The 13,755-nt window shown below is 70.4% G+C and carries 12 protein-coding genes; 5 read left to right on the forward strand and 7 right to left on the reverse strand.

Annotation, left to right across the window (positions count from 1 at the left end):
- Positions 1–129: 129 nt before the first annotated feature.
- Both THESUDRAFT_RS12110 and serS read right to left on the reverse strand, forming a co-directional pair.
- Positions 130–1,530, reverse strand: coding sequence for an NUDIX hydrolase (locus THESUDRAFT_RS12110; RefSeq protein WP_006903406.1), 1,401 nt, complete (start codon positions 1,528–1,530; stop codon positions 130–132).
- A gap of 207 nt (positions 1,531–1,737) precedes the next feature.
- Positions 1,738–3,018, reverse strand: coding sequence for a serine--tRNA ligase (gene serS / locus THESUDRAFT_RS03845; RefSeq protein ID WP_006903407.1), 1,281 nt, complete (start codon positions 3,016–3,018; stop codon positions 1,738–1,740).
- A gap of 527 nt (positions 3,019–3,545) precedes the next feature.
- Here serS and THESUDRAFT_RS03850 point away from each other — a divergent pair.
- The 4 genes from THESUDRAFT_RS03850 to THESUDRAFT_RS03865 all read left to right on the forward strand — a co-directional run bounded on the left by THESUDRAFT_RS03850 (position 3,546) and on the right by THESUDRAFT_RS03865 (position 7,592).
- A complete protein-coding gene (locus THESUDRAFT_RS03850; RefSeq protein ID WP_006903408.1) occupies positions 3,546–4,061 on the forward strand; it encodes a DUF1572 family protein in 516 nt (171 codons plus the stop codon).
- 191 nt (positions 4,062–4,252) lie between these two features.
- Positions 4,253–4,783: a hypothetical protein gene (locus THESUDRAFT_RS03855; protein ID WP_006903409.1), complete on the forward strand. Its 531-nt coding sequence runs from the start codon at positions 4,253–4,255 to the stop codon at positions 4,781–4,783.
- 296 nt (positions 4,784–5,079) lie between these two features.
- Complete coding sequence (locus THESUDRAFT_RS12115; protein WP_051009241.1) at positions 5,080–5,820, forward strand: RNA polymerase sigma factor; 741 nt, start codon at positions 5,080–5,082, stop codon at positions 5,818–5,820.
- Between the two features lie 77 nt (positions 5,821–5,897).
- Positions 5,898–7,592, forward strand: a complete 1,695-nt coding sequence (locus THESUDRAFT_RS03865) for a hypothetical protein (RefSeq protein WP_040826252.1) — start codon at positions 5,898–5,900, stop codon at positions 7,590–7,592.
- A gap of 184 nt (positions 7,593–7,776) precedes the next feature.
- On the opposite strand, the gene THESUDRAFT_RS03870 is transcribed toward THESUDRAFT_RS03865, so the two are convergent.
- The 4 genes from THESUDRAFT_RS03870 to THESUDRAFT_RS03885 all read right to left on the reverse strand — a co-directional run bounded on the left by THESUDRAFT_RS03870 (position 7,777) and on the right by THESUDRAFT_RS03885 (position 10,188).
- Complete coding sequence (locus THESUDRAFT_RS03870; RefSeq protein WP_006903412.1) at positions 7,777–8,562, reverse strand: SdpI family protein; 786 nt, start codon at positions 8,560–8,562, stop codon at positions 7,777–7,779.
- The gene (locus tag THESUDRAFT_RS03875; RefSeq protein ID WP_006903413.1) at positions 8,532–8,801 is read right to left on the reverse strand and encodes an autorepressor SdpR family transcription factor; all 270 of its coding nucleotides are present in this window, start codon (positions 8,799–8,801) and stop codon (positions 8,532–8,534) included. Before THESUDRAFT_RS03875 ends, THESUDRAFT_RS03870 begins: the two co-directional genes overlap by 31 nt.
- A gap of 170 nt (positions 8,802–8,971) precedes the next feature.
- Positions 8,972–9,403 carry a PadR family transcriptional regulator gene (locus THESUDRAFT_RS03880; RefSeq protein WP_006903414.1) on the reverse strand — a complete coding sequence of 144 codons (432 nt, stop codon included), beginning with the start codon at positions 9,401–9,403 and terminating at the stop codon, positions 8,972–8,974.
- 152 nt (positions 9,404–9,555) lie between these two features.
- Positions 9,556–10,188 (reverse strand): DUF1700 domain-containing protein, encoded by a 633-nt coding sequence (locus THESUDRAFT_RS03885; RefSeq protein WP_006903415.1) that lies wholly within the window; start codon positions 10,186–10,188, stop codon positions 9,556–9,558.
- A 339-nt stretch (positions 10,189–10,527) separates the two neighbouring features.
- On the opposite strand from THESUDRAFT_RS03885, the gene THESUDRAFT_RS03890 reads away from it, so the two are divergent.
- Positions 10,528–11,571: a thermonuclease family protein gene (locus tag THESUDRAFT_RS03890; RefSeq protein ID WP_006903416.1), complete on the forward strand. Its 1,044-nt coding sequence runs from the start codon at positions 10,528–10,530 to the stop codon at positions 11,569–11,571.
- Positions 11,572–11,753: 182 nt separating this feature from the next.
- Here the strand turns inward: THESUDRAFT_RS03890 and THESUDRAFT_RS03895 are convergent, their stop codons facing one another.
- A complete protein-coding gene (locus THESUDRAFT_RS03895; protein ID WP_006903417.1) occupies positions 11,754–13,484 on the reverse strand; it encodes an MFS transporter in 1,731 nt (576 codons plus the stop codon).
- Positions 13,485–13,755: the final 271 nt, after the last annotated feature.

Genomic DNA, 13,755 nt, shown 5'->3' on the forward strand with positions numbered 1-13,755 from the left:
AGATCCCGGTGCCCGCGGGGGCAGTAGAAAGTAGAAGGTGAGAGGCCCGCACACCCGGTCCACCACCGCAAGCCGTTTACGGGACGGGAGCCGGCGGCCCGCCCCGACAGGGTGTTCTCTATGGGTGCTCTATGGGAAGAACAAGGCCCGGGCCTGTCGTACAGCCGCCTGCATCCTCTCCCGGTCCCCCGCCGAGTACACCGACGCGAACTGCTCGGGGGTCAGAAACAGCCGCAGCCGGTGATCCGGTGACGGTGCGAAGGGCAGGACCTGTTCCACCATGGCCGCCATCAGCACGATGTAGGTCGGCTCGGAGTAGTAGGTCGAGCGAAGGGCGCCCAGGTACTCCACCTTGCCCAGGGTCACCCTGGCTTCCTCCAGGGCTTCCCGCCGGGCCGTTTCCTCCAGGCTGCGGTCACCCCGCTGAACGTGGCCGCCGGGGATGTCAAAGCCCCGGGATTGCAGAGTGACCGCGACCTTTCCCTCCCGGGTGAAAGCGATGACCCCCACGCTGGTGACCTGCTCGAAGGGGGGTATGAAGTCTTTCGGCACGGGAGTCAGGGTGACCCGGTGGCGGCTGGCCGGCAGCAGGTCGGTGCGCCGTCGGTCCTGCACAGAACGGGCCCGGTCACCGGCGTTCCCGGCACCGGTCGGGTGGGGCGCGTTCCCCAGGGCGTCTTCCTTATCGTGGGTCTTACCGTGATCGTGGGTCTTATCGTGGGTCACGCCACGTATCACGGGTGCATGAGCTGGACGGTCAGGGCGACGTACGAGGAGGATACCCTGTTGCCCGTCGGAGATGACCCGCACGGTCCGGCCCACCAGCGCCTGGGCCGGCAACCAGGCGACGGACATGTAGCCGAAGCGGTCCCTGGGGACCCCCGGGGGAGGCAGCCGGTCATGCCGCGGGGCGAGATGGAAGCCGTCCTCCGAATCGAGCACCACGACCGGCCGGCCCTGGCGCAAAAGGGAAGCTAGTCGCCCGGTTTCCCAAAGGGGAGGGCGCCCGGTGAGCAGGATCACGGCGGGATGGTCGCCCCGATGGGGGTCCCGCCCGCCGGTGGCCGGTTCGTCCGGGTGGCCATGCCCATCATCGACGCAGGCCACGACGCCCTCGCAGTCGAAGGCGCCCCACACGAACCGCGTCTCGCTCCACTTCTCATACCATGCCGCTTCCCGGGGCCACCGTTCTTCCACCGTCCAGGGGACCGGACGCGGCGTGGTCCGCTCGGTGCAGCGCCTGACGGTCAACTGGTGGTTGTCGAACTCCAGCTCGGCTACAACGGGCCGGGATCCCAGGGTCGGGTACCTTGTCCGGTACCTGCTCCGGAGATCCCCGACCAGCTTGTCCAGGTCCACCAGGTTCTCGATGTACGAAGCATTGCGGTCCCAGCGCGTGGTCTCCCGGTAGCGCACGGCACCGTCCGAGACCTCCAGGTAGTAAACCTCCCGGCCCCAGTGGACCTCGAGGGCGATGGTCTCGGCGGTCACCGCGGCGACCAGGGTCGGCCTGCCCGTGGAGTGGTCCATGGATTGGCGTGCTCCTCTCCCGCCGCGGCGGGTCACAGGTCCGGACCCACCGGCCGGCCCACCGGCGCCTGCGGATGCCTTCCGTTCGGGGAGGCGGGCGCCGGCCGGGGCGCTGGGCGTCTCTGCAAGAGATTCCCTGCCGCGGCGCTGCCGCCTGCCGCCCTCCCCCGGGACTGCCCCTCGGCGGCCGTTACGCTGCCGTTACACTTACGTAACCCGGGGGACCAGCGCCTCCAAGCCGCCCATGTAGGGCCGGAGGGCCTCCGGGATGCGGACGCTGCCGTCTTCCCGCTGGTGGATCTCCAGGAGCGGGATCAGGATCCGGGGCGAGGCGACGGCGGTGTTGTTCAGCGTGTAGGCGTACCGGACCCGCCCGTTCCTGTCCCGGTAGCGGATGCGAGCGCGGCGCGCCTGGAAGTCGTGGAAGCTGGAACACGAATGGGTTTCTCCGTACCGGCCGCGGCTGGGCATCCAGGTCTCGACGTCGTGTTTCAAAACCTGTCCCTGTCCCATGTCGCCCGTACAGGCTTGCACGACCCGGTAAGGCAGTTCGAGGGCCTGCAGGATGTCCTCGGCGTTCTTGAGGAGTTCCTCGTGGTAGCGGCGGGAGGCGTCGGGGTCGGCCTCGCAGATGATCACCTGCTCCACCTTGAAGAACTGGTGGACCCGGTAAAGGCCGTGGACGTCGCGGCCCGCGCTGCCCACCTCGCGTCGAAAGCACGGGGAGAGTGCGCAGTAACGCCGGGGCAACTCGTTCTCCTCAAGGGTCTCATCCATGTGGTAAGCCACCAGCGGGACTTCGGCGGTGCCGACCAGGTTCAGCTCGTCCCGCTCGAGCCGGTACACCTCCTCGCGTCCCAGCGGGAAGTACCCCGTGGCCGTCATGGCCTCGTCCAGGACCAGCACCGGTGGTGCCAGCAACGTATAGCCCCGCCGAAGCAACAGGTCGACGGCGAACCGGAGGACGGCCCATTCGAGGAGGGCCCCCTCGTTCTTCAGGAAATAGGCGCGGGAACCCGCCAGTTTCACGGCCCGCTCCGTCTCGATGATCCCCAGCAGCCGTCCAAGTTCCAGGTGGTCGCGTGGAGGGAAGGGAAACGAGGGCGGCTGGCCCCACCGGCGGATCTCGACGTTGTCTTCGTCGGATGAACCTACCGGGGACGAGGGCGCAGGCGGGTTGGGCAGGCACAGCAGGAGGTGCTGGAGCCGGTTCTGGACGTCCCGCAGCTCGGGTTCCAGCTGTGCCAACCGCTCCTTGAGCACGGTCGCGCGGGTGAGGGCCGCGTGACGCTCCTCCGGGGGCAGGCTACCAATCCTCTTGGATAGGGCATTGCGCTCCGCCCGCAGGCGCTCGACGACGGCGAGGAGCTCGCGCCGGCGCCGGTCCAGGGTGACCGCCAGGTCTACCGTTTCGGGGTCGAAGCCCTTGAGCCGTGCCGCTTCCCGGATGCGCTCGGGCTCCTTGCGAAGCAGTTCCGGATCGATCACGATCGTCTCCTCCTTCGGCACTGCAAAAAAGAAACTCCCGCCCTTCCGGGCGGGAGTCGTCCCGCGGTGCCACCGGACTTGGCGCCGTGACGGCGCCCGCTCGTGCCGCGTATCGGGCGGCAGCCGGCCGCCTTCCCACCAGGCCTGTGCACGCGACGGCGCGCGAACTGCATCCGTGGCTCGGCGGCGGGCTCCCGGGCGGATTCCCCAGGCGCGACCTACCGGCTTCCACCGTCCCGGCTCGCTGGGAGGCGCGCTTCCCGGGTACTCTTCCCGTTCATCGCCTTCGGAAATCGGAGATGGCCAGACCCCGTTGTCTGTCACGACGCTATCACGGATCCAGCGAGCGGGTCAACGGACCGAGGGCTCTAACAATAGGAACCAAGAAGAAGGGGGGCCGGGAGGCGCAGGAACCGCCCGGCACGATGTGCAACGAACTCTCTACGCGCGCCCTCGTTCGGAGCCCGGCGCCACGCCGCCGGCCGGGAGGCGAGGTGCATGATTCCCAGCCCAGGGAGGGAAGGCCCGTGAAGGACCTGGTGGACGGCCGGCGGGTGGCGGAGGTCTACCTCGAGGCCGTCAAGAGCCGCTTCCGCTACATGAAGGATCTCGCGGAGCGGGCCCTGGCGCAGGTAGACGACGACGCCCTCGCCTGGTCCCCCGGCGGGGAGTCCAACAGCATCACGGTGATCATCAAGCACTTGAGCGGCAACATGCTCTCCCGGTGGACCGACTTCCTGACCTCCGACGGCGAGAAGCCGGGCCGCGACCGCGATGCCGAATTCGTGGAGGAACGGCTCCCCCGGCAGGAACTGATGGAGCGGTGGGAGAGGGGATGGCAGGTGCTCTTCGCGGCGCTGGACGCCCTCGGGCCGGACGACCTGCTGCGGACCGTGTCCATCCGGGGCGAGCCGCACACCGTCATCGACGCCATCGAGCGCCAGATGTTCCACTACTCCTATCACGTGGGCCAGATCGTCTACCTGGCCAAGGCCAGGGCTGGCGAGCAGTGGCAGAGTCTCACCATACCTCGAAGGCGATGATCGGAAGCGACTGTCCCTGCCCGTTCTTTCGGCCAGGGCCATTGCCTGACCCGTGCCCCCGGACCCCCGCACGGCTGCCCCGGTAAGCGGAGGGAGATGACTGCAGACTAGGCTACAGGGAATGGATTCACGCCGCACCGTGACCGTACGTTGTTCCGTATCTCGGGCGGCCCATCGGGGAGGGAGAGGGTGTGGTCGTCCTGCTGCTCGCCGGTCTTGCCGGGGTGTTGGGGGTGGTTGGGATCCGGCGATCGCTGGTGGACCGGGTGCAGGGTCATGGCCTGACCCGTCACCTGCTACGGTTGCCGTGGTTCCACCGGGATACGGGCGCTGGCGGGTTCTTGCTGGCATCGAACCTGCTGCTGTTCGGCGCGGCGCTGGCGTTGCTGGCGGGCGTGGTTCGGCTGCAGGTTCCGTATTTGCACTGGCTCGTCATGGCCGGTGCGGTGGTTGCCAGTGTGTACCTTTGGCTATGCACCGCCGCCGCCTGCCGGGTGAGGGGCCGCCACAGCGTCCGGGTGGCACTCCTGGGCAGCAGCCCGTATTTGTTTCTGGCGGCCGCCTTTTCCTACCGGCTCGCGGGTCTTCAGCCGGCGTACCCGGGAGACGACCTTGTCATGGCTGCCGTGGGCCTCATCGCGGCGGTGCTGGTGACCGCCGTCGCTTTTGCCACCTGCCTGCTGATCGTGGGATTTTCGGGACGCCGCACGCGGGCGGCCTGACGGGTCGCCGGCGTGCGGCCGGTCCCGCCCCGCCCCGTCCCATGCCACCGACCGGATCCTTCCCTCGCAAGAAGACTCCGGTGACCACCGTAGTAACGGGTGAAGGGTACTCTGCGAGGAGGCGACGGGCCATCTCCCATCGGCCGGCGGGGGGCTCGACCCCACCACCATTCCGCATTCGATCCAAGGCACCGCAAAGCGTCATGGCGTCATCTGAAGGCGTCACGGAGTCACCGGAAGGCGTCACGCACGCGCAGGACCCCACCGCATGTCCGGACGGTGCCGGCCCAACCCCGGTGGCCCCGACCCCTGCGGCCACCGTCCCGGCGGGCCTGACCGACGACTTTCCACCGGACCTGGTCGACCGGATTCGCCGGGGCGACCCGGACGCCGTGGCGGAGATGGTGCGGCGTCTTGGGGAATCCGTGCTGTACCTGGCCCGGCTCATCCTCGGGCCCGCGGGCACCGACGCCGACGCCGAAGAAGTCGCGGCGGACGCCCTGGTGGCCGCCTGGCAGCGGGCGGCCGAGTTCGACCCGGCGCGCGGCCGGTTCAGGACCTGGGTCTTCATGCTACTCAAGTACGCGCCCCTGGACCGGCGCAGGCAGCTCAAACGCGAGCCGCGCCGTCGCAGCGGGTGGCTGCACAGGGCCGGGGCCGGCCCGGGAAGGCGTCCCGGTCCCGCGTCGCACGCTGGCGGCCCGGCTTGGTCCAGCCTTGACGAAGGCTTGCCTTCGGGCGGCCACGCCCTGGTCTCACCGGCGGACCCCGCCGAGCTGGTGGCGGCGCGGGACGAGGCGGTGCGGCTGCGCATGGCCCTGGAGTCCCTGTCCCCGGCGGAACGGGACCTGCTGATCCGCCGGTACTGGATGGAAGAACCCATCGAACGGATGGCGCGGGAGGCAGGCATCTCGCGGAACGCCATGGACAGCCGGCTCTGGCGGGCGCGCCAGGCCCTACGGAAGGCGCTGGTCGAACGGGCGCCAGCGGCCGGTAGGCGGCCGGCATCCGCCGATAGGAAAGGAGATCCCACATGACGCGGCAGCGAATGGGACGCAGCGGGGACCGGCACGGGGGAAGAGGGGGGCGGCACGTACAACGGAGCCATCCCGGTGTGAAGCTGCTGCGCCTGGCGCGGGACCGGCGAGGACCCGACTCCACGGGCGATGGAGAGTCGGTGCGCGTGACTCCCCGCTGGACCGCTGAGGAAGCCGCGTTCCTGCAAGAGCTGGGCATTCCCCCTAGCCGCCTGGAAGCGGTAGGGGATCTGCTCCTCGAACGCGTGGCGGCCTCCGCGCCTGCGGCGCCGGCAGGGAGCCTGGAGCGGCTGCAGGAGCGTGTCGCCGCCCGGGTGGCCATGGGCGCGGAGTCCAAGGACGGCCTGGCCAAACAGGGCGCCGGCTCACGTCGGTCCTTCCGGGACCGGCCTGTGGCTCAGGGTGCTCTCGCCAGCTCCCGCCCATGGCTCGTGGCCGCAGCGGTCCTGGCCGCGGCGGGCCTGCTGGTCTGGACGAACCCGGCCGTGGTCCAGGCCGCGTTGGAGCACATTGCCCGGTGGCTGCCGGGGGCCGGGTTCGTCCGCGAGGAAGGGGCCAAGGTCCGGGCGCTGCGGGAGCCTGTCACGGTGCCGGTGGCTTGGCTCGGCCCCGGCCCGGACCGCCTGACCGTCGAGTCGGTGGTGGCGCTACCGGAGCTGACCGAGGTCCGGATCCGGATGGGTGGCGACGGCGCCAGCGGAACCCGGAGCGGCACCAACCGGGAGGGGGAGGGGGAGCGGGACGGGAGCGATGAGCTCATGCACGGATGGGCCCTGCAGCTGCCCGATGGAACGGTCCTCACGCCCAAGGTGGTGTCGTGGGGGCCGGACGACCCCCTGTACCTGTGGTTCCCTCCCCTCCCGACGGGGATCGCAGAGGTGACGCTGGCCCACGAGCCGGACCTGCGGCTTCCCCTGGTCCTCGTGGATGGCGCTCGTGCCGGCAGGGCGGCCATGGATCCGGATGCCTGGTCCAGCGCCCGGGCGGGGCTGCAGCTCGGCGTTCCCCACCTGGTCGGGGGACGGGACGAGGTGGTCCTCCATCTAGAGGTGCGGCCAGCGGCCGGTTCCGGCGCATCGCGGCCGGACGGTGCCGGCGCCGTCCCGGACGCGAGCCAGGGGCCGGGTGAAGCCGGCGACTCCGGGCAAACAGCCTCCTGGCACTTGGTCGGGGTGGAGGACCTGCGCCTTGCGGGCCCGCTGGGTACCCGGCTGGAGCTTGCCGACGTGCAGGTGCCCCACGGCTGGGTTGACGCCCCCACCTTCCAGCTGGTGGCACGCTTCCGCGGGGTCCTTCCGTCCTGGGTCCGATCGCTGCACCTGTCGGCCTCCCGCATCCGCGTGCTCGAGCCGGGGGCTGGGGTGATGCGGATCCCCCTGGACGAACTGGCGCCCGGCAGCACCCGGCGTGTCGACCGGCGCGTCCGGGTGGGCCGGTGGACCGTTGCGGTCAAGGAAGTAGCTCGGCCCGACGGGGCGCGGATCGTGTTGAACCTGGACCTGGGGCCGGCGCAGGACGGGAGGGTGCTCGAGCGCGTATCCGTCACAGCGAGCGTCATCCCTGAAGATGTGGCGGAAGTCTCCCCCGGAGCGGAGGCGGGCTGGATACCGGACGGCGTGGCCACCGAACACGACCCCCACACCGGCCAGTTGGACCGAGTGCACTTGACCTATCCAGTCCTTCTTCCCCGGGACGGGGTCCTCGTGGTCCGTTTCGCCACCCCGCAGTCAGTGGTGGACGGCCCGTGGTCGGTGGAGATCCCCTTGCGGTGACGGCCCTGCCGGACCGAGGCACCCCGCCACTGGGACGAACCGGCGGCGGGGTGCCAGGCTGGGCGAGGGAAGAGGGGCCCGGGCAGATCCGGCGCCAGGATCGGGTACGGGTCGATCGACCCGCACCCGTTTCCCATCCTTGCGGTCCTCGCGCGTTCCGGGCCGGCCACGCCGGCTTGCCCGTTCAGCCCATGTCGGCGCCGTTCAACCGCCGCCAGAGCAGATACGAGTAGACCGTCGTTCCCATGGTGACCCCGATGACGCTGGTGAGGATCACCGGCACCGTCCAGCTGGGCGGCAGGAAGGCGGTCGTCGCGATGGCCAGCCCCGCGAGGATGAACAGCCAGCCCCCGGCACGATGGGTCTGGCGCCACACCGCCTCACTGGACAGCGTCCACGGCGTGCGGATGCCGAAGAAGAAGTTGGGGCGCACTTGACCCATGACGTTGCCCATGATGATCAGCATCAGGCCGAGGCCAAGGCCGATGACCCGGTCGACGGCGACGGGGATGCCGAGGCCGGTCATGAGGACCACCGCGTGGACGCCCAGCAAGAACAGGACGGTGATCAGCCGGACCAGCCGGTAGGCGCCTGCGAACCGGGGGTAGTTGGCCCGGCGCGGGTCGATGGGCGGAAGAACCTTCAGCAGAAGGTACGTGCCCGCCGCCGTCGCCCAGCCGAACCACGCCGCGAAGGCCCTGGGAGCCCATCCGTCTGGCTGCCCGGCTGCGTTCCAGTGGATCACCATCTGATCCGGAAGGCGCGGGTAGACCGCGGCGGTCGCCAGGGCCGCCAGGGCGAGGAGCAGCCATTCCAGGTCGTGGCGACCGCGGTCGTCCCGGCCGGGTCCGTGGCCGTCCTGGTGTGGAGCCGGACGGCCACCGCCCGGCGCCACTCCCGGGCCACCGGTTTCCGGACGGTACCCGGCGCCGGTGAAGGTCACCGCGGGCCCGCCAGGTCCATCAGCCATGCGATCACCTCCTGGAAGACCGTGGTGTTGAGGGAGTACACCACGTGTTGGCCTCGCCGCTCGTCCAACACCAGCCCCGCCTGCTTGAGAAGGCTAAGGTGGTGCGAGATGCTGGCCTGGGTGACCGGGAAGTGGGCGGCGATCTCCCCAGCCGTCAGGTCGCGGTCGCGGAGCAGCCGCAGGATGGCCCGGCGGGTGGGGTCCGCCAGGGCTTTGAAGACCAGCTGGGGCTCACCCACGCTGCTCCTCCTTCATGTTGGGTATTTAGACGGTTGTCTAAATATTAAACCAGGTGGGGTGAGCCGTTCAAGAGGGGCATGGCCAGGGCAGTGGGCACGGGGCCTCGCCCGGTGTTGCGGTGAAGAGGCGGTTCCTCCGAACGGGCCAGGGCATCGGACGAAGAGCACGGTCACCGGCTCACACCGCCGCGGAAGGCGATGGCGGGGTCCGGGGCGGAATCGCCGCGTCCGGATGCCGGTACGGCTGTGCCCACCGCGGGCTGGCCCGCCACCACCGCGTCCACACCGCGCGCGAACCGGTGCCACTCGTCTACCCAACGGTGGAGAACCTGCTGGCCGTGGGGCAGGGTGCGGTAGTACTTGCGAGGCGGACCCTGTGGCGAGGGCTCGAAGTATCCCTGGACATACCCGGCCCGCTCCAGGCGGGCGAGCACAGGGTAGATGCTTCCCTCGCTGACGAGGTGAAGCCCGCGCCGCCCGAGTTCTTCCACCATCTGGTATCCGTAACGGGGCTGCTCGGCAATCAGGGCCAGAAGCAGCATGTCAAGTACGCCTTTGAGCAACTGGCTGCCGCGGGTTTCGTCCCGACTACGGGCGGGCACGGCTTGGGCCACCTCCTCCAGCAACGGTGATTTGAGATTGTTCGTATACCCAAGACCTACCGAAAGCCCAGAGGGCGCCCCCTCATCCTCGCGACCGTGGTACCCTGGTTGGTAACCGTGGCATCCTGACCTGGAATGCTAGAGTCTTCTGCCTACTGAACGGAGGCCGGTGCCCGCGGCCGAGCAGGGTCCCGGAGGATCGCCAGCCCGCTGACCGCCATGCAAGCTGCCATGACGAGCACCGCCTGCCACCGCGGGATCTCGGCGAGAATCCATTGGGGCACCCAGGGCATGATCGGGCTAAGGAGCAGCATGCCGGTGAATGTGCCGATCACCACCGCGACCCACAGGCGCCCGTAACGCTCGTTCGCGCTATTCGCCAGCCATCGCCCGCCCAGCCGAGGCGCAAACAAGATCCAGATGCCCGTTGCCATCCACAGCACCTGAACGAGATGAGCCGCCTCCACCGCGACCACTGGCTGGAACAGGACGGCCGGCAGCAGGGTGAAGAAGACTGCCAGCGCAAGGGGGTGTGCCGCAAACAGCAACTGTTCCCATCTAGACGGGTGGCTACCCACGGCGCGCCGCCACTCCTCGGCGAACCGGGCGACGTCTCCGCCGATCACGGTCTCGACGGATTTGCCGGCCGCCACGGCTTGCTCAAGGTGGGCCCGCAGCTCCGCCGCCATCTGATCGATCTGCGGCCGGGGGAGTCCTGCCGTGGCCCAGTACACGATGCACGAGTCAACGGCCTCGGTGACGGGGTTGTCTGGACCGCGCACCATCACGCAACCCTCCTGGTCCTGATGTGTCTTGTAACGCAAGGTACCGCCTCGAGCATAGTCGATGGTATCGTGTTTTGCAACATAGTCTATGCGAGCCCAATATACAGGGCCGCCAGGCGGCTGGCGGCACGAGCTAAATCCAGGGCCGCCGCTGGCCGGCCGCGTAGCCTCACAGGGCGTGGCCCTTGACGGTGCCCGCACCCGCGGCAAACAAGTAACGTTGGTATGGTGCAGTACCTGTGACGGGGAACCCGGTGCGGTGCCATCGTCACCGGGAGCAGAGCCAGGCCAGATCCCGCGATCCCGCACGCCAAGGACCTGGGGAGGAGTGGGCAAGCGATGGAGACCCTGGCGGTGCGCGAACCTGCAAGCACCGGTGTGCCGGCGCGGGGCCGTCCCAGCAGGGCTATTCTCCGGGCAGTTCTGCTGACCGTGCTGGTTCTCGCCATCGCCGCCAGCCTGGCGGGGTGTGGCACTGCAACCCACCAGCCTGCACCGGCGGAGACTGGCACGCCGGAGGTGGCGCCGTCCGGTAGGGAATCGGGCGGGACCGATGGGAGCCAGTCCCTGGGAGCGGCGACCGGTGCCGCAAGCGAAAACGCCGAAGCCTCCACCGGTACCGGCGACGGCAAGGATCCTTCGGCGGCGGGCCGGGTGCAGTCTGCCGCGGAGCAACCCCGGGCAGGGATCACCCTGGCCCGGGTGGTCCAGGTGGTCGACGGCGACACTATCGAAGTCCGGCCCCTGGCCGGGGCGCCGCTTCCCGCCACCCGCATCCGGCTGATCGGTGTCAACACCCCGGAGATCCACGGCCGGGTGGAACCCTATGGCTTTGAAGCCGCTCGCTTTACCGAGCACCAGCTGGCCGGCCAGCAGGTGTGGCTGGAGAAGGACGTCTCCGAAACGGACCGGTACGGGCGTGCCCTGCGATACGTGTGGCTGGTGGAACCGCCCGCCGACCCCGCTCCGGCGGACGTCCGCCAGGGCATGTTCAACGCCATCCTGGTGCGGGAGGGTTACGCTCAGGTGGCTACCTACCCGCCTGACGTGCGCTACGCGGATCTGTTAGTCGAACTCCAGCGAGAGGCCCGGCAGGCGGGCCGCGGCCTCTGGGGCGAAACCGGCGGCGCTTCCGCCGGTGGCAGCGGATCCGGGTCAGCCGGTAGCGGCGGGGCCCGGTCAGGCCGTGCGGTCGCCGGGGCCGGTTCGTCCGGCGGGGGCGGCCGGGCCGGCTGCGACCCGGCCTATCCCGGCGTGTGCATTCCGCCGCCGCCGCCTGATCTGGACTGCGGCGACCTCTCCTACCGCAACTTTCGCGTCCTGCCCCCCGACCCGCACCGGCTGGACGGCCGCGACCGCGACGGCATCGGCTGCGAGTCGTGACCGCGAGTCGTGACCCAGCAGGCCCCACCGCCGGTCCTTGCTCGGGGCATGGGCGCGGGACCCTGCTGGGGGCACCGCTCGCGAGGCCCGCTCGCAGCAAGGTTCGAGGGGTGCGGCACCGGCCGGGTTCCCGGGCTCTGGCGCACCGGCCTGCCCGTGCACCGGCTTCCCCGGGGTGACCATCACAGCGGAGTGGCGGGGACCTCGGCCGAACCGGCTGCGCCGGACCCGGTCGAACCGGCCGAGCGGCGCCGCAAGGCCTCGGCCGTTTCGGCCAGCCGGAAGACGGCCAGGGCGCCGAGGCTGGTGGCCGCCGTGAGGGACCAGAGGGCCACCATGCCCAGCCGGTCGGCGACCAGCCCGCCTCCCAGGGGCCCGGCCATCCAGGCCACCCCGGCGATGGTGCCGGCCAGCCCCTGGTACGAGCCGCGGCGGTCGGCGGGCGCGACCCGTGCCACGGCGGCACTGTATGACAGCGCGTGGAGCACCTCGCCCACCGTGATGATCACCATCGCCGAGGCAAAGAGGGCGTAAGCCGTCCACTCCGTCGTGAAGGTCAGCAGGCCGAAGCCCGCGGCGTGCAGGGCGGCGGAGGCCTTCAGCATCCCGTCCAGGGTCCAGCCCCGCCGTTCGGCCCAGGCGGAGGCCACCGGAGTCAGGGCGACGACCAGCACCGCGTTGAGGCTCCAGAGCAGGCCGTAGGCCGCTTCGCTGAACCCCCGGCGCGTCATGTAGACCGGCAGGGCCGTATGCAGTTGGGCATACGGGAAGAACAGGCCGACGCTGCCCACGGCCAGGAGCACCACCGTGACGAGTCCCTGGGCATGCCAGGCGGCCAGTCGCGTGTGCCAGGCCGGCCGGGCCGGAACCGGGTTGGCGACCGGCCGCTGCGGCCCCGGCGAGATCTGTGGCAGCGGGCCCGCCGCAACGCCTGCACCACCGGAATTCCGTGCGGGGTGCGCCTCCGCGGTTGCCGCGGCCGGGCGGGCGGGCTCATCCCCTGGGGTGGGGACCCGGACCGAGGTGGCTCCTGCGGCGTCCGCGGGCCTGCCGGGGGGATCGCTGGCGGCTTCCGCAGGGCTTGCAAATCCGGCCTCCGCAAGCTTGCCGGCGGCCGCCCCGGACCCGTGGCGAGGGCCGGCAGGCTCCCCGGCAGCGGTTCCGGCCGTCCCCGGGGCGGGCGTTTCCGGGGCGAGGCCGGTGGAGGGGCAGGCGCTCCGCCGGCGCCGCCGGCGGAGCGTTTCCCCGTAGGGATCGGGAACGGCCTTGAGGAGAAGCAGCGCGAAAGCGGCATAGGTCAGGGCGTCCGCCCAGAAGACCACCCGGAAGGACCAGCTGGCCAGGAGGCCGCCCAGGGCCGCGCCGGCGGCCACGCCCAGGTTGTTGGCCATGTAGAGAAGCCCAAAGACCTGCCGCTCCCGCCCGGGGACCAGGTCGCTGACCAGGGCCTGGGAGGCAGGCCGGAACAGGCTGATCACCAGGCCGAAGACGACGGTGACGGCTGCGTAGGTGGCGGCCTCCTGCCGCCAGCCCAGCATGAAGGAGCAGGCCGCGGAGCCGAGCAGGCTCCAGAGCAGGACGGGCTTTCGTCCTGCGCTGTCGGCCAGCCGGCCGCCCAGGGCGGCGCCCAGGGTGGCAGCCAGCGAGTGGAAGAAGGCCACCGTGCCCGCCCAGGTCAGATCCCGACCCAGCACCTGCACCACGAAAAGGGTTGTCAAGGGGAAGACCAGGCCGCTTCCCAGGGAGTCGACCACCTGACCGGCGGTGAGCCAGTACACGGAAGGTGGGAGTCCCGAAGGCACCACGGTCCTGACCAGGCGGGCCATCCAGGCCACGGGCCGGTAGGCTCCGCCTGCGCGGTCGGGTTGCCTGGCCCCGCCGGTGCGGCCCGGATGCCCGGCGATGCGTTTCATGGGATGGCACTCTCCTTCTTCAGGTCAACGGGTCACCCCGCGGAACCCTGCTGGGGATCCCACAGGGAACGCCGCGCTGGACACGGCGCGGGCGCTGCGCCGTGCCCAGCGCACCTCTTGAACCGGCACTTCCCCGGCGCCGCGCCACCGCAGCGCGTCTCCTGCACCGGCACTTTGCCGGCACGACACCGCTGCAGCGTACCCCCTGCGCCTGCTGCTGCGCGGATACTACGCCGTCGCCGACCCTGTGCCGGCGTGCGTGGGTGCTACG

Source organism: Thermaerobacter subterraneus DSM 13965 (genome assembly GCF_000183545.2).
Classification (GTDB): Bacteria; Bacillota; Sulfobacillia; order Thermaerobacterales; family Thermaerobacteraceae; genus Thermaerobacter; species Thermaerobacter subterraneus.